This is a genomic window from Pseudoxanthomonas winnipegensis, from assembly GCF_030322905.1.
In the GTDB taxonomy this organism is placed as follows: domain Bacteria; phylum Pseudomonadota; class Gammaproteobacteria; order Xanthomonadales; family Xanthomonadaceae; genus Pseudoxanthomonas_A; species Pseudoxanthomonas_A winnipegensis.
The window spans coordinates 2,777,856-2,803,922 of sequence record NZ_CP095475.1; the positions used below are offsets into that span (position 1 = coordinate 2,777,856).

20 protein-coding genes and 1 pseudogene are annotated in these 26,067 nt (G+C 70.0%); 6 read left to right on the forward strand and 15 right to left on the reverse strand.

Annotated elements, in window-relative coordinates; translation table 11 throughout:
- Positions 1-111: 111 nt before the first annotated feature.
- The 4 genes and pseudogenes from MWN52_RS19650 to pmbA all read right to left on the reverse strand — a co-directional run.
- Positions 112-1,188, reverse strand: a pseudogene (locus tag MWN52_RS19650) (CHASE2 domain-containing protein); the annotation flags it as partial.
- A gap of 13 nt (positions 1,189-1,201) precedes the next feature.
- Positions 1,202-1,804, reverse strand: a complete 603-nt coding sequence (locus MWN52_RS12260) for an OmpA family protein (protein WP_205956275.1) — start codon at positions 1,802-1,804, stop codon at positions 1,202-1,204.
- A 17-nt stretch (positions 1,805-1,821) separates the two neighbouring features.
- Entirely contained in the window at positions 1,822-2,265 is a 444-nt protein-coding gene (locus MWN52_RS12265; RefSeq protein WP_286574848.1) for a FecR family protein, read from the reverse strand.
- 148 nt (positions 2,266-2,413) lie between these two features.
- A complete protein-coding gene (pmbA, locus tag MWN52_RS12270; RefSeq protein WP_286574849.1) occupies positions 2,414-3,775 on the reverse strand; it encodes a metalloprotease PmbA in 1,362 nt (453 codons plus the stop codon).
- A gap of 71 nt (positions 3,776-3,846) precedes the next feature.
- Between pmbA and yjgA the strand changes: the two genes are divergently transcribed.
- Entirely contained in the window at positions 3,847-4,404 is a 558-nt protein-coding gene (gene yjgA, locus MWN52_RS12275; protein WP_286574850.1) for a ribosome biogenesis factor YjgA, read from the forward strand.
- 148 nt (positions 4,405-4,552) lie between these two features.
- Here the strand turns inward: yjgA and tldD are convergent, their stop codons facing one another.
- From tldD to MWN52_RS12295, 4 genes are all read right to left on the reverse strand, one after another.
- A complete protein-coding gene (gene tldD, locus MWN52_RS12280) occupies positions 4,553-5,998 on the reverse strand; it encodes a metalloprotease TldD (RefSeq protein ID WP_286574851.1) in 1,446 nt (481 codons plus the stop codon).
- A gap of 44 nt (positions 5,999-6,042) precedes the next feature.
- On the reverse strand, positions 6,043-9,975 hold the full coding sequence (locus MWN52_RS12285; RefSeq protein ID WP_286574852.1) for a YhdP family protein: 3,933 nt from the start codon (positions 9,973-9,975) through the stop codon (positions 6,043-6,045).
- A gap of 192 nt (positions 9,976-10,167) precedes the next feature.
- Positions 10,168-11,658 (reverse strand): ribonuclease G, encoded by a 1,491-nt coding sequence (rng, locus tag MWN52_RS12290; protein ID WP_130521287.1) that lies wholly within the window; start codon positions 11,656-11,658, stop codon positions 10,168-10,170.
- Complete coding sequence (locus MWN52_RS12295; protein ID WP_286574853.1) at positions 11,658-12,224, reverse strand: Maf family protein; 567 nt, start codon at positions 12,222-12,224, stop codon at positions 11,658-11,660. The genes rng and MWN52_RS12295 overlap by 1 nt, the downstream gene beginning before the upstream one ends.
- Before the next feature lie 136 nt (positions 12,225-12,360).
- Here MWN52_RS12295 and MWN52_RS12300 point away from each other — a divergent pair, with 136 nt between their 5' ends.
- From MWN52_RS12300 to MWN52_RS12310, 3 genes are all read left to right on the forward strand, one after another.
- Positions 12,361-13,095, forward strand: a complete 735-nt coding sequence (locus tag MWN52_RS12300) for an SIMPL domain-containing protein (RefSeq protein WP_286574854.1) — start codon at positions 12,361-12,363, stop codon at positions 13,093-13,095.
- Positions 13,096-13,342: 247 nt separating this feature from the next.
- On the forward strand, positions 13,343-16,432 hold the full coding sequence (locus MWN52_RS12305) for a TonB-dependent receptor domain-containing protein (RefSeq protein WP_286577733.1): 3,090 nt from the start codon (positions 13,343-13,345) through the stop codon (positions 16,430-16,432).
- Between the two features lie 238 nt (positions 16,433-16,670).
- Positions 16,671-17,342, forward strand: a complete 672-nt coding sequence (locus tag MWN52_RS12310; RefSeq protein WP_286574855.1) for an energy transducer TonB — start codon at positions 16,671-16,673, stop codon at positions 17,340-17,342.
- Positions 17,343-17,422: 80 nt separating this feature from the next.
- On the opposite strand, the gene rlmH is transcribed toward MWN52_RS12310, so the two are convergent.
- From rlmH to MWN52_RS12345, 7 genes are all read right to left on the reverse strand, one after another.
- A complete protein-coding gene (rlmH, locus tag MWN52_RS12315; RefSeq protein WP_130521280.1) occupies positions 17,423-17,893 on the reverse strand; it encodes a 23S rRNA (pseudouridine(1915)-N(3))-methyltransferase RlmH in 471 nt (156 codons plus the stop codon).
- Between the two features lie 95 nt (positions 17,894-17,988).
- Positions 17,989-18,384 (reverse strand): ribosome silencing factor, encoded by a 396-nt coding sequence (gene rsfS / locus MWN52_RS12320; protein WP_130521277.1) that lies wholly within the window; start codon positions 18,382-18,384, stop codon positions 17,989-17,991.
- Positions 18,385-18,417: 33 nt separating this feature from the next.
- Positions 18,418-19,188: a nicotinate-nucleotide adenylyltransferase gene (nadD, locus tag MWN52_RS12325; protein ID WP_286574856.1), complete on the reverse strand. Its 771-nt coding sequence runs from the start codon at positions 19,186-19,188 to the stop codon at positions 18,418-18,420.
- Between the two features lie 26 nt (positions 19,189-19,214).
- Positions 19,215-20,246: a DNA polymerase III subunit delta gene (gene holA, locus MWN52_RS12330; RefSeq protein WP_130521274.1), complete on the reverse strand. Its 1,032-nt coding sequence runs from the start codon at positions 20,244-20,246 to the stop codon at positions 19,215-19,217.
- Positions 20,246-20,788, reverse strand: a complete 543-nt coding sequence (locus MWN52_RS12335) for an LPS-assembly lipoprotein LptE (protein ID WP_130521457.1) — start codon at positions 20,786-20,788, stop codon at positions 20,246-20,248. Before MWN52_RS12335 ends, holA begins: the two co-directional genes overlap by 1 nt.
- Before the next feature lie 98 nt (positions 20,789-20,886).
- Positions 20,887-23,538 (reverse strand): leucine--tRNA ligase, encoded by a 2,652-nt coding sequence (gene leuS / locus MWN52_RS12340; protein WP_286574857.1) that lies wholly within the window; start codon positions 23,536-23,538, stop codon positions 20,887-20,889.
- Between the two features lie 94 nt (positions 23,539-23,632).
- Entirely contained in the window at positions 23,633-24,265 is a 633-nt protein-coding gene (locus MWN52_RS12345; protein ID WP_286574858.1) for a DUF998 domain-containing protein, read from the reverse strand.
- A gap of 168 nt (positions 24,266-24,433) precedes the next feature.
- Here MWN52_RS12345 and trxA point away from each other — a divergent pair, with 168 nt between their 5' ends.
- Together trxA and MWN52_RS12355 are read left to right on the forward strand one after the other, a co-directional pair.
- A complete protein-coding gene (gene trxA, locus MWN52_RS12350; RefSeq protein ID WP_286574859.1) occupies positions 24,434-25,291 on the forward strand; it encodes a thioredoxin in 858 nt (285 codons plus the stop codon).
- A 280-nt stretch (positions 25,292-25,571) separates the two neighbouring features.
- Positions 25,572-26,048: a DUF4442 domain-containing protein gene (locus MWN52_RS12355; RefSeq protein WP_286574860.1), complete on the forward strand. Its 477-nt coding sequence runs from the start codon at positions 25,572-25,574 to the stop codon at positions 26,046-26,048.
- The last annotated feature ends 19 nt before the right edge of the window (positions 26,049-26,067 follow it).

Here is a 26,067-nt window from a genome sequence, read left to right on the forward strand (position 1 = left end):
CGCGGCCAGCAGCGCGCCCAGCGCCGCCAGCAGGGCCAGCCCGCGTCCGGCGGCGAACAGCCAGGCCAGCAGCAGCGCGCCCAGCACGCTGCTCAGCAGCGCCGCGCCCGTGCCCCAACTCGGCACGCGCACTGCGTTACCGTCCATCAAATTCTGCGCCAGCACCGCCTGCAGCTTGACGCCGGAGAAGTCGCGATCCAGCGCGGTGCGATGCAGATCGTTGAGCCCGACGGCGGAGGAGCCGATGAACACGATCCGGCCGCGCAGATCCTGGCCGCGCGCGCGTCCGGCCAGCACGTCCACCGCCGGAATGCTGGCGTACTGGGCCGGACCGCCGTTGAAGCGCAGCCTGGCCTGGCCGGCCGCATCGATCGGCACCCGGTGCGTGCCCAGGCGCAGCGACAGGCCGTCGCGATCCTGTTCGATCTGGCCGCTGCGCACGCCCAGCGCCTGCATGGTCGCGGCCAGCGCCAGGCTGGCGTGCACCACGCCGCGATGGGCGATCAGCAGAGGCGCGCGCCGCAGCTGGCCATCGTCGTCGGCGCGGATGTTGACGAAGCCCGCCGTGCGCGTGCGCGCGGCGATCGGCGTCACGTTGTCCAGCACGCCAGGCGCCTGCGGCAACTGCAGCCGGTCCAGGCGCCCCTCGAAGCCCACCCCGGGCCGCACCGGCCCGGCGCCCTCGGTGGCATGGTCGAAGTAGAAATAGCGCGCGCCGATCACCGCGTGCCGCGTCATCACCTGGGCCAGATAGCCATCGTTGTCCAGCAGCCCGGCCGGGACGCCGGCGAAGGACACGTCCAGGTCGAAGTCGCGCTTGAAGGTCTGCTGGATGTCGGTCAGCGAGGTGCGATCGGGCTCGGGCAGCAGGATGTCCAGCGCGATCGCCGACGGGTGCTCGGCCGCGACGCGCTCGATCAGGGTGGCCAGGCGATAGCGCGGCCACGGCCACTGCCCCACCGCCGCCAGGCTGACCTCGTCGATGTCCACCACCACCGTGTCCGGCGCCTGCACACCGGAGGCGGCATGGACCAGCAGCCCGTCCAGCAGCGCGCGGTCCAGCCGCGCCACCGGCGCGTCCTTCCACAGGCTGCTGGCGACCACGAGCACCGCCACCAGCACGGCCAGCAGCAGGAACCCCAGCCGCCGACGGGGCGAGGATTCGGTCAGGGCGGGCGCGAGCTGCATGGTCGGCGCGCGTCTAGAGAACGAAGATCTCGGCGCGCCGGTTGCGCTGTTCCGGCACCCCCGGCCGGGTCGGCACCAGCGGCACCTTGTCGCCGAACCAGCGCACTTCCACCGGCAGGTCCGGATCGATCTGCTTGAGCAGCCTGGCCACGGCGCGGGCACGCTGCTCGGACAGGTCCATGTTGTACTTGGCCGTGCCGGCCGAGTCGGCATAGCCGAACACCGTGACCTCGGTCGGCAGGCGGCCGCGCACCACCTCCAGCACGCCGGGCAGCTGCTTCTTCGATTCCGGCGTCAGCTCCATGCTGTCGAACCTGAAGTTCAGCACGAAGCTGCGCGGCGGCGTGGGCTGGGCGTCCAGCAGCGCGCGATGGGCCTGCTCGAACGCCGCCTGGTCCTGGCCGCGCGGCGCGCCCGGCCGGGCCTTGGCATCGCCGACGCTGACCGTGGCGTAGGCCTGCTCGATGCGCTGCTGGCCCTGTGCGGTGGATACCACCAGTGCGCCGACCTTGCCGTCGTGGTCCGGCAGCAACGTCACCCGGGTCGGCGTGGACGCACAGGCGCCCAGACCGAGGGCGGCACACAGCACGGCGACCCGCATCCAGGCGTGGCGCATCGAACACGTCATGGCGTTCAGTTCGCCTCGATCAGCAGGCGGGTGCCGCGCACGCCGACCGTCGCGGTGGGCGTGTCGATCTTGACCGCCTCCGGCTTGAGCTTGCCGATCTTGCCGGACTCGTAGATCGCCGAGCCCTTGTTCAGATACAGCGAGAAGGAGAACGCGTCGTCCTTGGGCTCGAACAGGTAGTCGCGCACCAGCACGTCGGCGCCCGAGCCCAGCGTGAGCAGCGTGCCGTCGCGGAAGACGATCGAGGCCGTCGCACCGGGCGCGGCGATCAGGCGGTCGGACACCAGCAGCTGCGTGCCGCCGCTCGCCTCGACGCTACCGGAGGCGCGCAGGACTTTGACACTGCCTTCCACGCGCTTGACCAGCGCCACGTGCGCATCGGCTGCCAGCGCAGTCGTCGAAAGGCCTAGCAGCCAGCCGAAGGCCAGCAGGCAGAGAAGTCGCTTCATGTTGTCCCCCTGTCCGGGCCGACCAGGTGCGGTCGAAGCCTCGGTCACGCCGATCCGGCGTTGGCGACATTGCACGTCAGCGATGTGATGGGCAAGTGATTTCTAGCGATCCGGCCCGGATCGCCCTGTTCACGTGCGAACGCGGCGCTTATTGGCCTCCGGCGACCGTCATTTTGCCCACCAGCAGCGAGCCCATCGCGATGTGCGAGCGTGGGTCGATGTCGCTGCCGACCGCCTCGATGGCGGCGAAGATGTCCTTGAGGTTGCCGGCCACGGTGACGTTGTCGACCGGGTAGGCGATCTGACCGTTCTCGATCCAGAACCCGCCGGCGCCGCGCGAGTAATCGCCGGTGACGCCGTTGACGCCCTGCCCCATCAGCTCGGTCACCAGCAGGCCGGTGCCCATCTCGCGCAGCAGGGACGGCAGGTCGCCGGCATTGCTGGACACGATGAGGTTGTGCACGCCGCCGGCGTTGCCGGTGCTGCTCAGGCCGAGCTTGCGCGCCGAATAGCTGCCCAGCACGTAACGCTGCAGCACCCCATTGGCGACGAGCGGCGAATCGACCGTGGCCACGCCCTCGGCATCGAAGCTGCCCGACCGCAGGCCGCCGCGCAGCAGCGGCCGCTCCTCGATCGAGAACCAGTCCGGGAAGACCTGCGTGCCGGCGCGATCGAGCAGGAAGCTGGCCTTGCGATACAGCGCGCCGCCACTGACCGCGCCGAGCAGATGCCCGATCAGCGAACGCGCGACCTCGGCGCTGTACAGCACCGGATACTGGCCGGTGGCCAGGTCGCGCGGCGCCAGGCGCGCCACGGTGCGCTGCGCGGCGCGCAGGCCGACGGCCTCCGGCGCCTGCAGCCGCTCGCGCGCCAGCGCGGTGGTGTACCAGCCGTCGCGCTGCATGCCTTCGCCGGTGCCGGCGATCAGGGCGCAACTGATCGAATGATGCGTGCCGCGCTCGCGCCCGATGAAGCCGTGCGAATTGGCGTACACCGACAGCCCGTAACCGCTGCCCACCGAGGCGCCGTCGGAATTGCTGATGCGCGCATCGGCCTGCCGCCCGGCCGCCTCGCAGGCCAGCGCCAGGTCGATGGCCGTATCGGCGTCCAGTTCCCACGGATGCCAGGTGTCCAGGTCCGGGAAGGCGGTGGCCATGCGCGCGGCGTCGGCCAGGCCGGCGGCCGCATCGTCCTCGGTGTAGCGCGCGATGGCGCAGGCCTGTTCGACCGTGGCGGCCAGGCTGTCCTCGCGCAGGTCGGCGGTGCTGGCGCTGCCCTTGCGCTGGCCGAAGTAGACGGTCACGCCGATGGCGCGGTCCTGGGTGGATTCGACCGTCTCCACCTCGCCCAGGCGCACGTTGACGTTCAGGCCGCGATCCTCGCTGCAGCTGACCTCGGCCTGGCTGGCGCCGCGCGCGCGGGCCATGTCCAGCAGGCGCTCGGACAGGCGCGCCAGATGGTCCAGGCGCGCGTTGCTGTCGTCATGCACGGGGGAAGCGATGGCGTTCAATGGCTTATCCTATTGATTGGATTTCGATTGATCCGGCGCGCTGCGCGCGCCGACTCGTGGAGAAGTGTGAGATGCGCGGACGCGATCCGGAAACCGGTGAGTTCTACGGCCCCAGCCGCACCCAGCAGCGGCAGGACGCGCTGGAGGTGCGCGCCCTGGCCGAACAGCTGGTGGCGCTGCCGGCCGCGCGCCTGGCCCAGCTGCCGATGAGCGAGGAGCTGGCCGACCACGTGCGCGACACGCAGAAGGTCACCTCGCACATCGCGCACAAGCGCCAGCTGCAGTACCTGGCCAAGCAGATGCGCAAGGAGGACGACGCGACGCTGGAGGCGATCCGCGACGCGCTGGACGCCGGCGGCGACGCCGCGCGCCGCGAGACCGGCCTGATGCACCAGGCCGAAAGCTGGCGCGAGCGCCTGCTGGACGACCCCGACGCGCTGACCCAGTTGGTCGATGCCTTCCCCGACGCAGACCGCCAGCGCCTGCGCCAGCTGGTGCGCAACGTCGCCGAGGAGCGCAGGAAGAACAAGCCGCCGGCGTCCTACCGCGAGCTGTATCGCGAGATCCGCGGCCTGATCGATGCGGCCGACGCGAACGGTGCCGACGCGCTCGACGCGCACGAAGACTAGCCTCGCTTCCCTCGGGACAGGGGTCGGGGTGAGGGCCCGGCGCGCGCGCAGTGCCTGAAGCACGTCCGGCGCCCTCATCCGCGCTGCGGACACCTGTTCCTCAGACAGCCCACCGTCGCGGTGAGAAAAGGGAAGCAAGCCGCTTCCCTCACGCCTGCGTGCCGCCCACGGTCAACCCGTCGATCAGCAGGGACGGCTGGCCCACGCCCACCGGCACGCTCTGGCCATCCTTGCCGCACACGCCCACGCCGGCGTCCAGCGCCAGGTCGTTGCCGACCATGCGCACCTTCTGCATCGTCTCCGGGCCGTTGCCGATCAGCGTGGCGCCCTTGACCGGCGCGGTGACCTTGCCGTCCTCGATCAGGTAGGCCTCGGTCGCCGAGAACACGTACTTGCCGCTGGTGATGTCGACCTGGCCACCGCCGAAGTTGACCGCGTACAGGCCCTTCTTGACCGAGCGGATCATCTCTTCCGGCTCGTGCTGGCCGGCCAGCATGTAGGTATTGGTCATGCGCGGCATCGGCAGATGGGCGAAGGATTCACGGCGGCCGTTGCCGGTCGGCGCCATGCCCATCAGGCGCGCGTTGAGGCTGTCCTGCATGTAGCCGACCAGCACGCCGTCCTCGATCAGCGTGGTGCACTGGGTCGGCTGGCCCTCGTCGTCGATGTTGAGCGAGCCGCGCCGGCCTTCCAGCGTGCCATCGTCGACGATGGTCACGCCGCGCGAGGCGACCTGCTGGCCGATGCGTCCGGCGTAGACGCTGGTGCCCTTGCGGTTGAAGTCGCCTTCCAGGCCGTGGCCGACGGCCTCGTGCAGCAGCACGCCCGGCCAGCCCGAGGCCAGCACCACCGGCATCACCCCGGCCGGCGCGTCGACCGCCTCCAGGTTGACCAGCGCCTGGCGCAGCGCCTCGCGCGCGAACTCCTCCGGCTTGCCGTCGGCCAGCAGCTGCGCATAGGAATAGCGCCCGCCGTAGCCGGCATAGCCGGACTCGCGGCGGCCGTTCTGCTCGACGATCACCTGGATGTTCAGCCGCACCAGCGGGCGCACGTCCGAGGCGAGCACGCCGTCGCTGCGTGCCACCAGCACGGTGTCCACGCCGCCTGACAGGCTCACGCTGACCTGCTGCACGCGCGGATCGGCCGCGCGCAGCAGCCGGTCGACCGCGCGCAGCGCGGCGACCTTGGCGTCGTTGTCCATCGCATCGACCGGGTCCTCCGGCGCGTACAGCGCCCGGCCGGTGCCGCGCACCAGGGCGCGCGGGGCATGGCTGGCGCCGTCGCGCGCGATCGCCCGCGCCGAGCTGGCGGCGGTCAGCAGCGCGGCCGTGTTGATGTCGTCCGAATAGGCGAAGCCGGTCTTCTCGCCGGAGATCGCGCGCACCCCGACGCCCTGCTCGATCGAATGCGCACCGTCCTTGACGATGCCGTCCTCCACCGTCCAGCTCTCGCGCCGGGTGTGCTGGAAATACAGGTCGCCGAAGTCGATGCCCGGTCCGAGCAGCGTGCCGAAGGCACGGTCCAGTCCGGTCTGGTCCAGGCCTGCGGGCAGCAGCAGGCGCGATTCGGCGAGGGCGATGGCAGATGAGGTCATGGCAGCAATGATCGGGGTGTGGGGGGCGATTGCAAGCCGCGCGCTTACGGCGTGGGCGTGGGCGCGGTTGGCGTGGGCGCCGGTGCGGGCGCGGCTTCGTTGTGTTCGGTCACCTGCACGTCCGGATCCTTCCAGGGGCCGGTGACGTGGTAGGTCTTGGCGCCGACCTCGCTCAGCGGCTTGCGCAGCACGGCGTTGGCCGCCGCGCCCACCGCCGCGCCGACCGGGCCGCCGGCGACGGCGCCGACCACGGTGAGCAGGTTGCCCGAGCGCGGCAGCACGTGGATGGTCTGGTCGAAGGTCTGCGCCTTCAGGTCGGTGCTGCCGGTGATGCGGATCTCGGCCGCCGAGCCGTTGATGACCGTGTCGTCGGTCCTGGCCTGGCCGCCGCCCAGATCCACTTCGCCCTTGACCTGGTTGAAGGCCAGTCCCTTGGAGAAGAAGTCGCGGAAATCCAGCATCAGCCGCTTGGGCAGCTGGGTCAGGCTGAACAAGGACAGCACGCGGCCGGCACCGGGTTCGACCTCCAGCAGCGCGCCGTCGTGGATGTCGAAGCGCGCACTGCCGTCCAGCCCGGCCAGGGTGAAGCCCGCCGGACTCGAGGGCCAGGCCAGATCCAGGCCGACCTTGCCGTGGCCGCCGCGCACCCGGCCGGTGAATCCCAGCCCGTCCATCAGGGTGCCGACATCGTCGCTGTCGACCTGCACCTGCAGATGCGTGCGTGCGCTGCGCCCGCGCCCGGTCCAGTCGCCGGTGATGTCGATCTTCTGCTGCGGCGCACGCATCTGCAGGGTGTCGATGTGCAGGCCGGCCGGCAGCTTGCGCGTGCGCAGCGTGGTCTGGCCCAGCTTGGCATCGCCGAAGCGCAGATCGCCGATCTGCAGCGACAGCGGCGGCAGCGCGGTGGGGTCCAGGTCGTCCTCGACCGGGGTCGAGCCGTCGGGTGAGGTCGCCGGCCGGGTCGCCGCGGTGGCCGGGTCCGGCGCCGGCGTGGCCGAGGTCCAGTACAGCCGGTCGAGCTGGCCTTCGATCGTGGCATTGGCGTCGTCGGGCACGTGCACATGGCCGGCCAGCGCATCGCCGGAGAGCCTGACGTCCAGCGCGGCGCGGGCCGGGCTGAGCTGCACGCGGGTGTTAGGGAAGGCGGCGCCGATCAGCAGCAGCTTCTGCGCGGTCAGGTCGATGCCGCGCAGCGCCAGCGGCTGGCTTTTCGCCGGCGGCGGCGGAGGCGCGCCGGCCTGCGGGCTGGTCAGCGGCGCGGCGGCCGCGCCGGCCTTGACCAGCGGATCGTCGGCCGGCGCGCTACCCGAGGCGCGCGCCACCGCGATCCAGCCGGCCGCATCCAGCACCGGCGCGGTGCCGCCCACGCTCAGGCCGCTGGCCGGGACCGGCTGGGAAATGGTCGCGCGGCCCAGGTCCACGCGCACGCCGGTGGCGCCCGCGCGCGGCTGCGCGCGCAGCGCCATCAGCCGGCCGAAGCTCACGTCCACCCGGCCCTGCTCCAGCGGCATCTGCACCGCCACGGTGGCCGGCAGCGCGCGCGCGGCCGGCTTGTCCAGCGGCGCCGGCAGCTTGAGCGCGGTGCCGGTCAGATCGGACTGCGCGGTGACGCTCACCGGCGGATCGCCGCCGCCCTGCGCGGGCGCCCCCACGCCGACGTCGATGGTCCACGGCGAGCGGCCCTGCATATAGGCGTTCAACCAGTTCAGCTCGGGGACGCGGGCGAGCAGCTCGGCCGCGGTCAGCGGCGCGGCCAGGCGCGCCTCGAACACATGGGCCGCGTCCTGCACCGCATCGCCGGCACGCAGCGCCAGCTGCGCCGGCGCGCCGGCGCGCACCGCGTCCAGTTGCGGCGCGTCGAAGCCGCCCTGCGAGAACGTCGCCGTCCCGCGCACGTCGGTGAAGGCCAGGTCGTAGGTGCTGTCGGCCACCTGCGCGCGGTCCAGCTGCACCTGGCCGCTGACCTCGGGCTGCGCGCCGCCGCGCAGCGGCAGGGTCATGCCGAACTGCACCTTGGCCGGGCCGGACACGCTCAGGCCCCTCATCGCCTCGCCGTAGCGCTGCTGCAGCGGGCTGTGGCGCAGCAGCGAAAGCAGGCGCGCGGCATCGTCGCCACCCTCGGCGTCGATCTTGAGCACGGTCTCGTGCCAGTCGGCGATACCACCCTGCAGGCGCAAGACCGGCACCTCGCCCAGGCGGCCCTTGCCTTCCAGCGAGAACCCATTGCCGAGGAAGCGCACGTGCGCGTCCAGCTCGGTCATGTCCGGCCAGTCGGGCTGGAAGCGGATGCGCCCCTGTTCGATGTCGGCCTGCGCATCGAAGATGCCCTGCTGATGCACGAACGGCCAGTCGTCCAGATCGCCGCCGACCAGGCCGGTTCCGTTGCGCACCATGCCGCCCTGCATCGCCCGATCCAGCCATTCCAGCGCCGGCTTGGACATCAGGTGGCGCACCCAGAAGCCGCGCGCGGCCGGCACCGGGGTGTCGTGCACCTGGGCGGCGACGTTGAGCCAGGGCCGGGTGCCATCGTTCTGGAACCACACATCGCCGCGCGCGGTCACGCCGAAATCCGGCCCGTCCACCACCAGCGACGGCGTGCCGGCCTTCCAGCCCTCGCCCTCGCGCCAGGCGGCCAGCGTGCCGTGCAGCGTGGCCGGATGGACCACGCCGAAACCGGCCGGCCAGTCGAACTTGAACGGCAGCGCCGGATCCAGCGCCAGCGCCACGCCCTGCGCATCGCCGGTGAGCTCGCCGCCCAGGCCCGACAGCCCGGGCGCATGCCCGACCGGCGCGAACGCCAGGCCATCGACCCGCGCCTGCAGCCGCAGCGGCCCCTGCAGGGTGCCGGCGGCGCTGACCTGGGACAGGCCGACCTGCGGACGGGCCTGGCGCAGCCACTCGCGCAGGCCGGGCGCGATGCGATCGTGCAGCGCCAGCACCTGCAGCAGCGGCTCGGCCTGCAGCGCGTCGACCAGCAGCGCCGAGCGCGCACCACCGGCCAGGGTCAGCCCGCGCACGCCCTGCCCGGCGCCGACCTTGCCCAGCGTGAGCTGCGGCACATCCAGTCGCCAGCCGTCCGGCTGCACCTGCACGCGCGCCAGCCCGCGCACCTGGTCGAAGGCCGCCTCTCCACGACGGTCATTCGCGCCCAGCCGGACCTGGCGCAGGTCCAGGTCGAACTGCGCCTGCTGCAGGCGCTTGGCCTTCAGGCGCGCCCAGGCGCGCACCTCGCCCTGGCCGCCCTGCAGGCGCAGGCCGGCCAGGTTGGACAGCGCCGGCCAGTCGGCCAGGCGCAAGGCCCGGGCTTCCAGATAGGCGCGGCCGTCGCCGCGCTCGCGGTCGAACAGCAGGGCCAGGTCGATCGGGGTGCCGCCCACGCGCTCGCGCAGGCGCGCTCCGGCGTGCACGTCGCGGCCCTGCACGCGCAGGCGCAGGTCCACGTGCGGCAGCTGCAGGTCCAGGCCCAGCGACGGCGCGATCACGCGCAGACGGCCATCGACCACCTGCAGCTCGCCCAGGCCATTGAGCGCATCGAAGGGATCGCCGCGGGTCTGCTGCCCCGGAAAGCCGCGGATCGACCAGCTGCCGTCGTCGGCACGCTCGGCCTCCAGCGCCAGATTGCGCAGACGCAGCTCGGTGAAGGCCCGGCCCGGCAGCAGGCCGGCATACAGCGAGACCAGCAGCTCGGCCTGGCCGATATCCACGCCCTCGCCCGGCCCCTTGGGCCCCACATGCAGGCCGTCGAACTGCAGCAGCGGGCCGCGCCGCGTCCAGGCCGTGTGCAGCGCATCGAAACTGATCGAGCGGCCGGCCTGCTGGCTCAGCCAGGCCGCCACCTGGTCGGGATGCCGCTGCGCCAGCGGCAGCAGCTGACTGAGCACGCCCAGCACCAGCGCGACCAGCACCAGCCCACCGGCCAGCGCATACCACGCCAACCGGCGCAGCACGCGCAGGCGATGGTGAAAGGCAAGCGGCATCAGGGGGAAGCCGGGATCAGGGAAGACGGGAGGCAACCACAAACACGCCGGGACGCGGTACCCACGAACGGAAGGATCGAGCGCGCGCGCGCCCGAACCCGCGAGCCCATGCCGGACGCCGGCCGAACCCGCAACTCCCTCTGGCCCAACCTGCGCTGCCTGGTCCCGGCGACCCGATCCCGGGTCCCGCCCTCAGAGCAGCACGACATCAAACTGTTCCTGCAGATACTCGGCGTCGGCCTGGAGGCGGATCGACTTGCCCAGGAATTCCTCCAGCTCGGCCACCGCCTGGGACTCCTCGTCGGTGATGCGCGCGACCACCTTCGGCGAGGCGATCACCAGCAGGCGCGCGGCCTCGAACTGGCGCGTGGCGCGGGTGATCTCGCGGAAGATCTCGTAGGTCACCGTCTCGGCCGTCTTGACCATGCCGCGGCCGCCGCAGGCGCCGCAGGGCTCGGACAGCTGGCGCGCCAGGCTGTCGACGGTGCGCTTGCGCGTCATCTCCACCAGGCCCAGCGGGGAGAAGTCGTACACCGTGGTCTTGGCGTGGTCGCGCGCCAGGCCCTTCTCGAGCGTGCGCAGCACCTGGCGCTTGTGCTCGGCATCGGACATGTCGATGAAGTCGATGATGATGATGCCGCCGAGGTTGCGCAGCCGCAGCTGCCGGGCCACCGCCTGCGCCGCCTCCAGGTTGGTGCGGTAGACGGTCTCCTCCAGATTGCGCTGGCCCAGGAACGAGCCGGTGTTGACGTCGATGGTCGTCATCGCCTCGGTCTGGTCGATGACCAGATAGCCGCCGGACTTCAGCGGCACCTGCTTGTCCAGGGCGCGGCCGATCTCGTCCTCGACCCCGTACAGGTCGAAGATCGGCCGGTCGCCCGAGTACAGCTCCAGCTTCTCCGCCAGCGGCGGCATGTACTTGGCCACGAACGCCTGCAGGCGCTCGTAGGTCTCGCGCGAATCCACCTTGACCCGCTCCACGTCCTTGCGGATCAGGTCGCGGACCGCGCGCAGCGGCAGGCTGAGGTCTTCATAGAGCAGCGCGCGCGGAGCCATCTCGCCGACCCGGCGGTTGATCACGTTCCACACCCGCGACAGATAGGCCACGTCCTCGGCCAGCGCCTCGGCCGGCTGGCCCTCGGCGTTGGTGCGCACGATGTAGCCCATGTGGCCGTGCTGTGCGGCCAGATCGCTCACCAGGCCCTTGAGGCGGGCGCGCTCGGCCTCGTCCTCGATCCGCGCCGACACCCCGATCACCTTGGACTGCGGCATCAGCACCAGATAGCGCGACGGGATCGAAATCTGCGTGGTCAGGCGCGCGCCCTTGGTGCCGATCGGGTCCTTGACCACCTGCACCACCACGTCCTGGCCGTCGCGCACCAGCTCGTGGATCGCCGCCGGCGCGGCAGGCGGCAGCGGCACCTCTTCGCCCGCCGCCACCGCGGCCGGCGGTGCCGCGCGCACGATGTCGCTGGCGTGCAGGAAGGCCGCACGGTCGTGGCCGATCTCGACGAAGGCGGCCTGCATGCCCGGCATCACCCGCTGGATCTGGCCCTTGTAGATGTTGCCCACGATGCCGCGGCGCCAGCCACGCTCGATGTGCAGCTCCTGCAGCATCCCGTTTTCGATCACCGCCACCCGCGTTTCCCGCGGGGTGACGTTGACCAGGATCTCCTCCGACATCAAAGCACTCCGAATTGCGTGAGCAGGTTCGCCGTCGCATGCAGCGGCAATCCCATTACACCCGAATGACTGCCGGAAAGGTGGGCGATGAAGGCCTCGCCACGCCCCTGGATCGCGTAGGCCCCGGCCTTGCCCATCGGCTCGCCGCTGCGCACGTAGTCGGCGATGGCCTGCGCGCTCAGCGCGGCGAAGCGCACCTGCGACAGGTCCAGCACCTGCGCCTGACGCCGCGCCGTCACCACGGCCACCGCGCTGGCCACCGTATGGGTGCGCCCGGACAGCCGCGCCAGCATCGCCTCGGCATCGGCCGCATCGGCCGGCTTGCCGAACACCACATCGTCCAGGATCACCTCGGTATCGGCGCCCAGGACGATCGCATCCTCGCGCTCACGCACCCGTTCCAGGCCGGCGCGGGCCTTCTCCAGGGCCACGCGACGCACATAGTCCAGCGCGGCCTCGCCAGGCTGGCGCTGTTCGGGGATGTCCAGGGACAGGGGCTCGAATGCCAGCCCGAGGCGGGCCAGCAGCTCGGCGCGCCGCGGGGATTGGGAGGCGAGGAACAGCATCGTCCAAGGATAACCCGCGCCTCGAAACTGAACGGGAGGCCGCACCCCTCCGGCGCCCGCAAACCCCACCGCGGCCGACGGCCCGTTCATCTTCCCGCAACGACACTCCCCCCACTTCCATCGAGGAACCACAACGATGCGCACCCACCGCCTCCGCCCGCTGCTGATCGCACTGGCCTTCGCCCTTGGAGCTCCCGCCATGACCGCTTCCGCGCAGACCGCCGCTGCCGGCTACGCCCTGCCCACCGACGGCACGCTGCTGTCGATCTCCTCCCAGGCCGAAGCCAGCCGCGCACCCGACATCGCCACGATCTCGGCCGGCGTGGTGACCCAGGCCGCCGACGGCAACACCGCCATGCGCCAGAACGCCACCCAGATGACCCAGGTCATGGCCGCCATCCGCAAGGCCGGCATCGCCGAGCGCGACATCCAGACCAGCGGCGTGATGCTCAACCCCCAGTACAACTACCGCGACAACGAAGCGCCCAAGATCACCGGCTACCAGGCCACCAACACGGTCAGCCTGAAGGTGCGCAAGATCGCCGACCTGGGCCAGGTGCTGGACGCGCTGGCCGCCCAGGGCGCCAACGAGATCAACGGCCCGACCTTCGAGATCGACCAGCCCGAACCGGTCTACGACCAGGCCCGCCTGGACGCGCTGAAGAAGGCCCAGGCCCGCGCCGAGACCTATGCCAAGGGCCTGGGCCTGAAGGTGCGCCGCATCGTCAGCATCTCCGAATCCGGCAGCGGCGGCGCGCCCCGCCCGGTGATGATGATGGCCCGCGCCGCCAAGGCCGACGCCACGCCCGTTTCGCCCGGCGAAACCACGCTCAGCGTGAGCATCGAGGTGGTGTTCGAGCTGGGGCGCTAGAAGTCTCCGGTCAGGAAAGACCCGGGTGCGCGCCGCACTGCAGTTCATTTAACTGAACAAACGCTTGACCACGGAGTAATTGTTGATCCGATTGGCAATTAATTAATTTTTCGTGACTTCGTGCGAGAAGGTCGCTAAATTCCGGTTAACCGTTCGGCCACTTGCCATCGTGTGCCGAACGGGAACCAATATTTCGTACGTAGTCAGGAGAGAGACTGTGGCACTTCACCCCAGCACCAAGCGCGCGATGCACCGCAGCGCGCTAAGCGTCGCCCTTGCAATGGCTTTCAGCTCGGGCGCGCTCGCGCAGAGTACGACCGGCAGCGTCTATGGCTCGGTTCCGGCAGAAGCCGGTCTCACGGTTCAAGTCCAAGGCGACACGGGCATTACCCGCACTGCGACGGTCGATTCCTCAGGTCGCTACAACATCGGCTCGTTGCCGGTGGGCACCTATACCATCACGCTGCGCCGCGGCGATGAGGTGGTCGATCAGCGCAAGAACGTCCTGATCAAGGTCAGCTCCGGTACGGATGTCTCCTTCTCCGGCGGTGGATCCGGCGCTGGCGGCGCCACGGATCTGGGAACGGTCGTGGTGACCGGTACCAGCGCGCCCAAGATCGACGTCACCTCGGTCGACTCGCGCACCGTGTTCACCACGCAGGATCTGCAGCGCCTGCCGATCGGTCGCAGCGCCGAAGCCATCGCCCTGCTGTCGCCCGGCACGGTTGGGGGCAGCGGCTACTTCGGCCAGGGCAATACCGTGTCCTTCGGTGGCGCCGGCGTTTCCGAAAATGCCTACTACATCAACGGCTTCAGCACTGGTAACCCGCTGAGCAACATCGGCGGCGTGGGCTTGCCCTACGGCGTCATCGATCAGCAGGAAATGTATCTGGGCGGTTACAGCGCCCGCTACGGCCGTTCGAACGGCGGCGTCATCAGCCAGGTCGGCAAGAGCGGCACCAACGAGTGGCACTTCGGCGGCGCGGTGATCTATCAGCCCAAGTCGCTCGGCGCTGCGCCCAAGAGCACCTACTATCCCAACAGGACGCTGCCCACCCAGGCCGGCACCGGGACGCCGTACGAATGGGAAGACGCGACGGTCCCCGGCACCATCTATCGCGAGCGTCGCGATGACGAGACCGGCGTCAACACTTACAGCCTGTACGCTGGCGGTCCGCTGATCCAGGATCGACTGTTCATTTTCCTGGCGGGTGAGCAGGAAAAGACCGAAGGGGTCTCGACGCGGAACGTCACCGTCGCCGGCGCGGATGGCAACGGCTACCAGACCCATTACGACTACAGCAATCCCAAGGTCTACGGGAAAATCAACTGGAATATCACCGATAACCACACGCTCGAATATACGTACATCAAGAATAACGATCGTACGAGCGGAACGAACTATACCTACGACTACAGCACGCTGGAGGCCGGCGGCCCCAACGGCTCGTTCGCGGATACCACCAAGATCGATTATCGGTACGACATTTTCAAATACACCGGTTATCTCTCCGATAACCTGACGCTCAACGCGCTGTGGGGCCGCAGCCGCCGGACCAACCAGACCTATAATCAAAGCAATCTGAAGTCACTGCCGCTGATTACAACCCCCAATCTGCAGAATCCGGCCCTCAATGGCGGAAATCCTATCGGCAACCAGAACGTGTCCTCCGCCGCCGTTGACGGCAAGGACAGGACGCGTGGCCTGCGCGCCGACCTGGAATGGCGCATCGGCGACCACACGCTGACCGCCGGCGTGGACAACATGAACTTCGTGGCCGAGAACGAAGGCCAGACGATGGACGGTAACGGCGAGCGCTGGATCTACGGCAAGGCGGCCAACGGCGGCAGCGCCGTCAATGGCGGCCTTGGCGTCGGCCCGGCCGGCGGCAACGGTTACTTCGTCCAGCGCTACATTCTGGTCACCGCCACCGACATGACCGTCGACCAGAAGGCCTACTTCCTGGAAGACCGCTGGCAGGTCACCGACAACTGGCTGCTGTCCCTGGGTGTCCGCAACGACAAGTTCACCAACAAGAACAGCGCTGGCGAGAACTATGTCGACAGCGGCAACCAGTGGGCGCCCCGCCTGGGCGCGAGCTGGGATGTGTTCGGCGATTCCTCGCTCAAGATTTACGCCAATCTGGGCCGTTACTACCTCGCCCTGCCGAACAGCGTCGCCATCCGCGGTGCTTCCTCGTCCCTGTTCACCCGCGAGTACTACACCTATACCGGCATCAACGCCGACGGCGTTCCGACCGGCCTGACGCCGGTCCCGCTGACCAACACCAATCGCGTCTGCCCGGGCACGAGCTTCACGGTTTCGTCGAACCTTGAGTGCGGCCAGGCACCGGACGCGCAGGCCTTTGCTGCGGGCGATCTGCGCTCGATGTATCAGGATGAGCTGATCCTGGGCTTCGACAAGACCCTCGGCGACAGCTGGGCCGCTGGTGCCAAGGTGATGTACCGCAAGCTGCAGACCGCGATCGACGACATCTGCGATCCGGCCCGCATGGAGACCAAGCTGGAAGCCAATGGCGTGGATCCGGACTCGGTGATCATCCCGGGCTGCGTGATGTTCAACCCCGGCTACAGCAACGACTTCAGCCTGGCCAACGTCGACGGCGGCCGTACCGAGCTCACGATGAGCAAGGAAGACTGGGGCTTCAACAAGAAGGCCAAGCGCAACTACTTCGCCGTCAACATGTATCTGGAGCATCCGTTCGACGGCAAGTGGCAGGGACGTGTCGATTACACCTGGTCGCGCAACTTCGGTAACACCGAAGGCCAGCTGAAGTCCGACATCGGCCAGACCGACGTCTCCAAGACCCAGGACTGGGATGCGGCCGCGATCATGGCCTATGCCGGTGGTTACCTCGCCAACGACCGTCGCCACCAGCTGAAGGCCTTCGGCGCCTACCAGATCGCACCGGAATGGATGGCTTCGGCCACCCTGCGCGTGTCTTCCGGTACGCCCAAGTCCTGCTTGGGCCTGTTCAGCGCGAACGGCGTGGTCGAAGGTACCGATGCCTCCGATCCGATCGGTTACGGCGCCTCGTACCACACCTGCGCCGGCGAGCCCTCGCCTCCGGGCAAGGCTGGCCGCACGCCGTGGACCGAGATCCTGGATCTGGGCCTGCAGTATCGTCCGGGCTTCAGCGACGGCAAGCTGGCCTTCGCGGTGCAGGTCTTCAATGTCCTGAACCAGCAGCGCGCGATCCAGACCGACGCCACGTTCGGAACGGACTCGGCCTACACCGTGTCCAACACCTGGGACATGCCGCTGTTCTACCAGCAGCCGCGCTACGTCCAGTTCTCCGCGTCCTACGATTTCTAAGCGCGGAAGCCAGACCGATAAGCTTGTAACGTTACAGAAGTCCGCAGTACCGGCGCCCCGGCCTCCGAAAGGAGCCGGGGCGCTTTTTTTGGGCGTGCCCCCGTGTGCGGCCGAGGCATTGCATGCAGCCTCACCAAAGGCGCACAGTCGGAAGGCGGGAACCATGGCAGAGGAAGCCAACCCCATTCCAGCGTCCCGCGCGTTCCTGTGAGACATGTCCCGACAACGGAGGTGGTCCATGGTTCGTACGCTCCCTTATGGCCCGGAAGGGCGAGTCAATGTGGCGCGCATCAGCGGCATCGCCGCGGCGATGCTGGTGCACGCGCTGGCCTTCATGCTGCTGCTGATCCCGGCAACGCTGCCGCCGCTGGCGGTGCCAGCACGGGATACGCGACCGGAAGTGGTGCTGATCACCAAGCCGATCGAAGCCCCGATCACCCCGCCGTCCAGGCCTACCCCGACGCGCCCCGCGCCGACCCAGCGCACCACGCCGGCCCCGACGCCGATCACGGTGTCACGGCCGGTCGATGTGCCCGTCGCGGCCACGCAGACCATGGCCGATCCTGCGCCGGCCACGGTAGCCGAGCCGACCGCGGTGGACACCGGCGCGATCCAGGCGCCCTCCGGCCCACTGGCCTCGGCCACGCTGTCCTACGTGCATGCGCCGGCGCCGGCCTACCCGCGCAGCGCGATCGCCAGCCACGCGGAGGGCACCGTGATCCTGCGCGTGCTGGTCGACGTGGATGGCACGCCGCTGGAGGCGACCATCGAGACCAGCAGCGGCAATCGCGACCTGGACCGGGCCGCGCGGATGCAGGTGCTCAAGGCCTGGAAGTTCCAGCCGGCCATGCAGGACGGCCACGCGGTACAGGCCTACGGCCGGGTTCCGGTGGACTTCAGCCTGCGCTGATCGTCCGTGCGGCATCCGCCGCTTGCCACGGCGCCGGCGATCTTCGCCGGCGCCTGTCGGCCCACCACCGACAAACCGGATCAGGCGCGGTGGTAGGGATGGTTGGCCAGCATGGCCGCGGCGCGATAGAGCTGCTCGGCGACGAGCAGCCTGGCCAGCATGTGCGGCAGGGTCAGCGGGCCGAGCGACCAGGTCTCGTGCGCGGCAGCGAGCACGTCCGGCGAATGCCCTTCCGGGCCCCCGATCAGGAAGGCCAGGTCGCGGCCCTGCCCGCGCCAGTGCTCCAGACGCTGGGCCAGCTGCTCGGAAGAATGCTGTTTCCCCGTCACTTCCAGCGCGACGATGTGCGCGCCCTTGGGCAGGGCGGCCAGCACGCGCTGGCCTTCGTCCTCGATGGCGCGCTGGGCGTCGCGATGCTTGCCGCGCAGGCCGGGCGCGACCTCGACCAGTTCGAACGGCAGCCAGTGCGACAGACGCTTCTGATATTCGGCGAATCCCTGCGCCACCCAGGCGGGCGCGCGCTCACCGGTGGCGATCAGGCGGGCCTTCATGGTTCGGGCGAGGCGTGAGTGGAGAGGAGTGGGAAGTGAGCGAAGACGGAAGCAGGGTCGGACAGCTTCATTGGCTCCTGCTCACCCTTCCGCACTCACTCCTGCTCTTCAGGCGGCTGATCGCCGACGGTCCACAGGCGCTCCAGCGCGTAGAACTCGCGCACGCGCGGCAGCATGACGTGGACGATCACATCGCCCAGGTCCACCAGCACCCATTCGGCCTCGCGCTCGCCTTCCACGCCCAGCGGCATCACGTCGAGCTTCTTGGCGAACTTCACCACTTCGTCGGCGATCGACTTCACGTGCCGGGTCGAGGTGCCCGAGGCGATGATCAGGAAGTCGGCGACGCTGGACTTGCCACGCACGTCGATCTCGACGACATCCTTGGCCTTGAGCTCGTTGACGGCATCGTGGACGGTGGCGAGCAGCACCGGCAGGGCCGGGGGCGGGCTGGGCAGACGGGTCTTGATGACTTGGGCTTGGCTGGACAAAAGAAGCACTTGAAGGGGCCGGACAGGCCGCGATTATAGCCCCGCCACCCCGTACAGGCCGTGGGCACGGATGAACGCGGCGACGGGCGGCGGCACCAGCGCCTGCCAGTCGCCGCCCGCGGCGATCCGCCGCCGGACCTCGCTGGCCGACTCCAGCTGCAGCGGCTGGTGCAGGCGCAGGACCTGACCGGCCGGCGCGGCGTGCAGCGCCGCCGGGTCCTGCACCCAGCGCGCCTGCACCTGCGCCGCAAGCGCGGCCGGCAGCTCGCCCAGTCCGCTGCCGGCGCGTTCGGCGACCACCAGGTGGGCCAGGGCGAATAGCGCCTGCCAGCGATGCCAGCCCGGCAGGCCCAGGAAGCTGTCGGCGCCGAGCAGCAGGACCAGAGGCGCCTGCGGGCCCAGCTCGTCGCGCAGGCCACGCAAGGTGTCGACGGTGTAGGAATGCCCGGGCCGATCCAGCTCGCGCCGGTCCACACGCAGCTGGGGCAGGCCGGCGACCGCCGCCTGCAGCATCGCCAGGCGCTGCGGCGCGTTGGCGCCGGGCGGCGGGCGATGCGGCGGATCGGCCGCCGGCACCAGCGTCACCGGCGCCACCAGCGCGGCCGCGGCCAGCTGGGCGATGGCCAGATGGCCGTTGTGGAAGGGGTCGAAGGTGCCGCCGTAGATGACATGGAGCGGAGATTCGGGATTCGGGATTCGGGATTCGGGAAAAGCAGACGCATCCGCGTCGCTCGCGCGCTGCTGCTTTGGCGAAGCACTGGGCACCGCAGATCCAAGCGACCCACGCTCTTCCCGATTCCCCATTCCCGAATCCCGAATCCCGGCCTTACTCACGCCACCAACCGCACCGCCGCCGCGTCGGCGATCGCCAGCAGCAGGCGCTCCAGGGCGACCCAGGCGTCGCCGTCGCCGCGGCCCTTGGCGATGCGGTCGATGCGCGAGGCCTGCGCGACGAAGCGCTCCCAGCGCGCGGCGCTGGCATGGCGCTGCAGGGCGCGCTTGAACGGCGCCTGCCGGCTCTCCCAGATGCCCTGCCCCTTCATCTCGGCGGCCAGATTGCCGCCGCGCTCGGCCACCTTGGCCAACTGCGCGGTGCTGAGCAGGTTGCGGATGATCATCGGCATCAGCGCGGCCACGGCCTCGCCCTCGGCGCGCAGGCCGGCGAGCATGCGCGAGGCCTGGGCGGCGTGGCCCGAGAGCGTGGTCTCGATCAGGCGGAACACGTCGAAGCGCGCCGCGTCGGCCACCAGCGATTCCATCGTCGCCAGGTCCAGCGTGCGCCCGGCGGCCAGCAGGACCAGCTTGTCGATCTCCTGCGCGGCGGCCAGCAGATTGCCTTCCACGCGCTCGACCAGCAGGGCGATGGCGTCGCGCTCGGCGCGCAGGCCGCGCGCGCGCAGCCGCGCCTGCACCCAGCCGGACAGTTCGTGCGGCTTGATCGCCCAGGCCACCGACAGCACGCCGATGCGCTCGATCGCGTCGGCCCACTTGCCGCGATGGGCCTTGCTCCACTCGCCGGCCGTGACCAGCAGGATCACATCGCTTGGCGGCCGCGCGCAGAAGGCGCTGATGACCTCGGCGCCCTCCTTGCCCGGCTTGCCGGTCGGCAGGCGCACCTCGACGATGCGGCGGGCGCTGAACAGGCTGGGGGCGTCAAAGCTGGCCTGCAGGCCGGCCCAGTCGATGTCGCGGCCTTCCACGTCGAAGACTTCGCGCTCGGCGATGCCCAACGCGCGCGCGCGCTGGCGCACCGCGTCGGCGGCCTCCAGCACCAGCAGGGTTTCCGGGCCGGCGATCAGGTAGGCCGGCGCCAGCTCGCCCTCGGCGCTCTGGGCGACCAGCCGGTCCGGCGCCAGTTCCATCAGGGTGCGGGCGGGACCGGCGAGCGCACGGTGGCGCCACCGGGGCGGCCGACGCCGCGCACCACGCTGTCGATGCGGCGCAGGATCGAGGCGGACATGTCGCGGCGCAGCTCGTCGGCGAGGATCTCGCGCTCGGAGGTGGCGCCGGTCAGGTTGGTCGCCTCGGCGACGTAGTCGCGCGAGAGCTCGACCACCTGCTGCGGCACCAGCTCGCTGCCGTCGGCGCGCAGGAAGCGGAACACGACCGCGTAGCGCAGGCTGTATTCCTGGGCGCGGCCCTGCTCGTCCAGCGCGATCGGGCGGTCGCCCCAGCGCTCGGACATGATGTCCAGGGTGGCGACCTTGGCCTTGGGATCGTCGGCCGGGATGGCGCCAGCGGCCTTCAGGCCGACCGAGAGATCGCGCGCCAGCGGGCTGTACTGGTCGGTGGCCGAGACCTTCACCGGGCCCAGGTCGGAGGGCAGCGCGATCTTGCTGCGCAGGTGGAAACCGCAGGCGCTCAGCACGGACACGAGCAGGGACAGGGCCAGCAGGCGCAGCATCGGGGTCACATTCATGGACGGAAGTCTGGACGAGGCGCGCGCAGGCGGCAACCGGACGGGCGAGCCTGCACGATCCCGCGTGAACAGCGCTTGAGACCTCATCCCACCACCAGGTTGACGATCTTGCCCGGCACCACGATCACCTTGCGCAGGGTCGTGCCCTCCAGGAACTTGGCGGTATTGGGCTCGGCCTTGGCCAGCGCCTCGATCTGGTCGCGCGGCGCATCTGCCGCCACCTCGATCGTGCCGCGCAGCTTGCCGTTGACCTGCACGGCCAGGGTCACCGAGTCGCGCACCATGGCCGCCGCGTCGGCCTGCGGGAAGGCGAGGTCCTCCAGCAGGGTCTCGCCATGGCCCAGCAGCTGCCACAGCGCGTGGCTGGAGTGCGGGGTGATCGGGTTGAGCAGCAGCACCGCGGCCTCCAGCGCCTCCTGGCGCACGGCGCGGCCCGGGTCGCTGGCATCGTCGAACTTGGACAGGGCGTTGGACAGCTCCATCACCGCGGCGATGGCGGTATTGAAGCCGTGGCGCTTGCCGTAGTCGTCGCCGACCTTGGCGATGGTCTCGTGGGTCTTGCGACGCAGCGCCTTCTGCTCGGCGTTCAATAAATTCGAGAGAAAAGTGATTTTAGAAAGCTCGTCGTCGATCACGCCCTCCGAGGCGTGCTTCTGCACCTGGGTCCACAGGCGGCGCAGGAAGCGCGACATGCCTTCCACGCCGGCCTCGCTCCATTCCAGCGACTGCTCGGGCGGGGCGGCGAACATCGAGAACAGGCGCACCGTGTCGGCGCCGAACTTGTTCACCATCGCCTGCGGGTCCACGCCGTTGTTCTTCGACTTGGACATCTTCTCCACGCCGCCGATCTGCACCGGCAGGCCGTCGGCGGCGAGCGTGGCGCCGACGATGCGGCCGCGCTCGTCGCGCTGCACGTCCACCAGAGCCGGGTTGATCCAGTCCTTCGAGCCGTCCGGGTTCTCGCGGTAGTAGGTCTCGGCGATCACCATGCCCTGGGTCAGCAGGTTGGTGGCCGGCTCATCGCTGTCGACCATGCGCGCGTCGCGCATGAGCTTGTGATAGAAGCGGAAATACATCAGGTGCAGGATCGCGTGCTCGATGCCGCCGACGTACATGTCCGCCGGCATCCAGTAGTTGGCGCGCTTGTCCACCATCGTGACCGCGCCCGGGCTGGTGTAGCGGGCCACGTACCAGCTGGACTCCATGAAGGTGTCGAAGGTGTCGGTCTCGCGCTCGGCCGCCCCGCCGCAGTCCGGGCAGGTGGTCTTGCGCCATTCCGGGTCGGCCTTCAGCGGCGACTTCACCCCGTCCAGGGTCACGTTCTCCGGCAGCAGCACCGGCAGCTGGTCGTCGGGCACCGGCACCGCGCCACAACGCGGGCAGTGGATCACCGGGATCGGGCAGCCCCAGTAGCGCTGGCGGCTCACGCCCCAGTCGCGCAGGCGGTAGTTGATCCGGCGCTGGCCCTGGCCCTTGCGCTCGAAGCGCTCGGCCAGCGCCTCGAAGGCGCCGCGGAAATCCAGGCCGTCGAACTCGGCCGAGTTGATCAGCTGGAACTCGCGGGTCTTGTCCGAGTACCAGTCGCGCCATTCGGTGGGGTCGTAGCTGGCCTCGGCCTCGTTGCGCGGCTCCTTCAGCTCGATCACCTGCACGATCGGCAGGCCGTACTTGGTGGCGAACTCGAAGTCGCGCTGGTCGTGGCCGGGCACGGCCATCACCGCGCCGGTGCCGTAGCCCATCAGCACGAAGTTGGCCACCCACACCGGCACGGTCTGGCCGGTGATCGGATGGACCGCCTTCAGGCCGGTGTCCATGCCGCGCTTTTCCTGCGTCTCCAGCTCGGCCTCGGACACGCCGCCCAGCTTGAGCTGCTCCAGGAACGCGGCCAGCTCAGGGTTGTCCGCCGCGGCCTTGAGCGCCAGCGGATGCTCGCCGGCGATGGACACGAAGGTCACGCCCATCAGCGTGTCCGGACGCGTGGTGAACACCGTCAGCGGCTCATGGCCGCCCTCGACGTTGAACTGGATCTCCAGGCCTTCCGAGCGCCCGATCCAGTTGCGCTGCATGGTCTTGACCGACTCGGGCCAGCCTTCCAGCGTGTCCAGGCCGTCCAGCAGCTCCTGGGCGTAGTCGGTGATGCGCAGGAACCACTGCGGGATCTCGCGCTTCTCCACCAGCGCGCCGGAGCGCCAGCCGCGGCCGTCGATGACCTGCTCGTTGGCCAGCACGGTCTGGTCCACCGGGTCCCAGTTCACCACCGAGGCCTTGCGATAGGCCAGGCCCTTGCGCAGCAGGCGAGTGAACATGCGCTGCTCGTGCACGTAGTACTCCGGCGCGCAGGTGGCGAATTCGCGCGTCCAGTCGATGGCATAGCCCAGCGACTTGAGCTGCTCGCGCATGTGCGCGATGTTGGCGTAGGTCCACTTGGCCGGCGCGGTCTTGTTCTTGATCGCGGCGTTCTCGGCCGGCAGGCCGAACGCGTCCCAGCCCATCGGCTGCAGCACGTTGTGCCCGGTCATGCGCTTGTAGCGGCTGATGACGTCGGAGATGGTGTAGTTGCGCACGTGGCCCATGTGCAGCGCGCCGGACGGATACGGCAGCATGGACAGGCAGTAGTACTTGGGCTTGTCGGACGTCTCGTCGACCTCGAACGCCCTGGTCGCATTCCAGAACTGTTGCGCGGAGGTTTCGACCCGCTTGGGGTCGTAGGCGTGGGTTTCGGGAACGGCGGACATGGTCGGGGACGTGGCGGCGAGCGGCTGCAAAGCCGCAAAGCCTACCGCAGCGCACCACCGGGCGCACCCGCACGGTACGCCGGCGGCGCGGCGCTCAGCCGCGCAGTGTCGCGGTCAGCGGCCGATCCGGGCCGCTGGCGGCCGCCAGGCCGCACCAGCCCAGCCAGGCCAGGATCGCCACGCGCTGGGACAGGCCATCGGGCAGCACCGCCGGCAGCACCAGCGCGAACAGCACCGCAAGCCCGGCCAGCGGCGGCCCGCCCCGCACCAGCCCGCGCCAGGCCGGATCTGCGCGCAATCCGCCGGCCAGCAGCAGCGCCGAGGCCAGCGCCGTGGACCACCACAGGCCCCAGGCGGTGGCATGCAGCAGGGTCTGCGTGCCCTCCAGCCGCACCGGGTCGAGCCGGAACACGCCCATCGCCACGAAGCCCAGCGTGGACAGGAACATCAGCTGCGCGCCGATGCGCTGCCTCCAGCCGGTATGCAGCGGCAGGCGCAGGCGCAGCGCCACGGCGGCCACCGCGCACAAGGCGCCGGGCAACACGAACCCGAACAGGTTGAACGCCACCGCGCCGGGAATCCCCTGCGCGCCCAGCAGCGCCACCGGATGGACCGACTGCACATAGCCCGGCAGCGCCGCGCCGAAGCCCAGCAGTGCGCCGACCCACAGCGCGGCCGCGGCCGGCACGCACCCGCGCCACCAGCGTCGCCGGACCCGGGCGATCACGCGGCGGCGCACTTGGCCGCGTCGAAGGCGGCAGGAAGGCAGGAAGGTGCACACATGCGCCGGCAAGGCTAGCGGCCGCTCCGCCCCTGTCAATGGCGGCCGGCCGCGCCTTGTATCCTCCCCGCCCCGGCTCCATCTGTGCCCCCATTGCCGTCGCAAGGAATCTCCATGTCCGCCCAGCCGCACGTTTTCGACGCTACCACCGACACCTTCGAGGCCGACGTCCTGCAGCAATCGCTGCAGGTGCCGATCATCGTCGACTTCTGGGCGACCTGGTGCGGCCCGTGCAAGACGCTGGGGCCGATCCTGGAAAAGCTCGCCGCCGAGTACAACGGCGCCTTCAAGGTGGCCAAGGTCGATGTCGACCAGGAGCAGCAGCTGGCCGCGATGTTCCAGGTGCGCTCGGTGCCGACCATGGTCGTGTTCAAGGAAGGCCAGGTGCTGGGCGCCATCCCCGGCGCGCTGCCCGAGGGCGAGCTGCGCAAGGTGCTCGAGCAGATCGGCGTGCAGCCGGCCGCCAACGAAGAGGCCGAGCAGGCCGAAGCCGCGCCGCTGTCGCCGGCCGAACAGGTCGCCGCACTGCGTGAGGCGATCGCCGCCGAGCCCGACAAGGACGAGCTCAAGCTGGATCTGGCGCTGGCCCTGCTGAGCACCGGCGAGGCGGCCGAGGCCGAGACCCTGCTCGATGCGCTGCCGGCCAACCTGTCCACCGACGAGCGCGCGGTCAAGGCGCGGGCGCGGCTGGGCTTCGCCGCCCAGCTCAAGGACGCGCCGGCCCCGCAGGCGCTCGAAGCGGCCCTGGCCCAGGACGAGGGCGACCTGCGCGCGCGCCACCTGCTGGGCGTGCACAAGCTGGTGGCCGGCGATGCCGAGGGCGCGCTGGAGCAGTTCATCGAACTGCTGCGCCGCGACCGCGCCTGGGAGGACGGGCTGGCGAAGAAGTCGCTGATCGATGCCTTCCGCGTGATCGAGGACGAGGACCTGGTCGGCCGCTACCGCCGCAAGATGTCGGCGCTGCTGTTCTGATCGGCAGCGGCCTGGTCTGAGTGGCCAAGGCCGGACTCTGAAGAGTCGGGGTGGGAGGCGCCATGGCGGCCCACCTGTAGAGCGGAGCTTGCTCCGCTGCTTTTCGTTCGGATCGTGGGGAAGGCCCCAGCGGAGCAAGCTCCGCTCTACAGGCAGGTGCTAAGACTTGAGGAGACAGTTGCTCCCACCTCGGTTTTCACTTCGCCTTGCGTCGGCTCGCGCTCCATACCCATCCGTATGTTAGCCTCGCCTCCCGCTCCGATCCCGCTGCCCGGCTGTCATGAAACCGTCCACGCTGCGCCATGGCCTGAATCTGTGGCCGCCGTTCCTGTTCACCGGCATCCACGTTGCCGCGATCGCGCCGGACTGGCGCCAGGCGCGGGTCGAGCTGCGCATGCGGCCGTGGAACCGCAACTACGTCGGCTCCCATTTCGGCGGCAGCCTGTTCGCGATGACCGACCCGTTCTGGATGCTGCTGATGATGCATGCGCTGGGGCGCGACTATTACGTGTGGGACAAGGCCGGGGAGATCGAGTTCGTCAAACCGGGGCGCGGCAAGGTCACGGCGCAGTTCCGCATCACCGATGAGGCGCTGGCCCAGGTGCGCGCGGCCACCGCGGGTGGGCAGAAGTCGCTGCCCTGGTTCGAGGTCGATGTGACCGATGCGGACGGCGAGGTCGTGGCGCGCGTGCGCAAGCAGCTCTATGTGCGGCTCAAGCCGGCGGCACGCCCGCCCGCCGCCCCTGCTGCCGACTGACGCGAACGCCCGGCCGGGC

Excerpts from the sequence above, each read along its gene's own strand:
- MWN52_RS12260 (WP_205956275.1), bottom strand. The coding sequence starts at position 1,804 with ATGCGCCACGCCTGGATGCGGGTCGCCGTGCTGTGTGCCGCCCTCGGT.
- MWN52_RS12265 (WP_286574848.1), bottom strand. The coding sequence starts at position 2,265 with ATGAAGCGACTTCTCTGCCTGCTGGCCTTCGGCTGGCTGCTAGGCCTT.
- yjgA (WP_286574850.1), top strand. The coding sequence starts at position 3,847 with ATGCGCGGACGCGATCCGGAAACCGGTGAGTTCTACGGCCCCAGCCGC.
- tldD (WP_286574851.1), bottom strand. The coding sequence starts at position 5,998 with ATGACCTCATCTGCCATCGCCCTCGCCGAATCGCGCCTGCTGCTGCCC.
- MWN52_RS12285 (WP_286574852.1), bottom strand. The coding sequence starts at position 9,975 with ATGCCGCTTGCCTTTCACCATCGCCTGCGCGTGCTGCGCCGGTTGGCG.
- rng (WP_130521287.1), bottom strand. The coding sequence starts at position 11,658 with ATGTCGGAGGAGATCCTGGTCAACGTCACCCCGCGGGAAACGCGGGTG.
- MWN52_RS12295 (WP_286574853.1), bottom strand. The coding sequence starts at position 12,224 with ATGCTGTTCCTCGCCTCCCAATCCCCGCGGCGCGCCGAGCTGCTGGCC.
- MWN52_RS12300 (WP_286574854.1), top strand. The coding sequence starts at position 12,361 with ATGCGCACCCACCGCCTCCGCCCGCTGCTGATCGCACTGGCCTTCGCC.
- MWN52_RS12305 (WP_286577733.1), top strand. The coding sequence starts at position 13,343 with ATGCACCGCAGCGCGCTAAGCGTCGCCCTTGCAATGGCTTTCAGCTCG.
- MWN52_RS12310 (WP_286574855.1), top strand. The coding sequence starts at position 16,671 with ATGGTTCGTACGCTCCCTTATGGCCCGGAAGGGCGAGTCAATGTGGCG.
- rlmH (WP_130521280.1), bottom strand. The coding sequence starts at position 17,893 with ATGAAGGCCCGCCTGATCGCCACCGGTGAGCGCGCGCCCGCCTGGGTG.
- nadD (WP_286574856.1), bottom strand. The coding sequence starts at position 19,188 with ATGGGGAATCGGGAAGAGCGTGGGTCGCTTGGATCTGCGGTGCCCAGT.
- holA (WP_130521274.1), bottom strand. The coding sequence starts at position 20,246 with ATGGAACTGGCGCCGGACCGGCTGGTCGCCCAGAGCGCCGAGGGCGAG.
- MWN52_RS12335 (WP_130521457.1), bottom strand. The coding sequence starts at position 20,788 with ATGCTGCGCCTGCTGGCCCTGTCCCTGCTCGTGTCCGTGCTGAGCGCC.
- leuS (WP_286574857.1), bottom strand. The coding sequence starts at position 23,538 with ATGTCCGCCGTTCCCGAAACCCACGCCTACGACCCCAAGCGGGTCGAA.
- trxA (WP_286574859.1), top strand. The coding sequence starts at position 24,434 with ATGTCCGCCCAGCCGCACGTTTTCGACGCTACCACCGACACCTTCGAG.
- MWN52_RS12355 (WP_286574860.1), top strand. The coding sequence starts at position 25,572 with ATGAAACCGTCCACGCTGCGCCATGGCCTGAATCTGTGGCCGCCGTTC.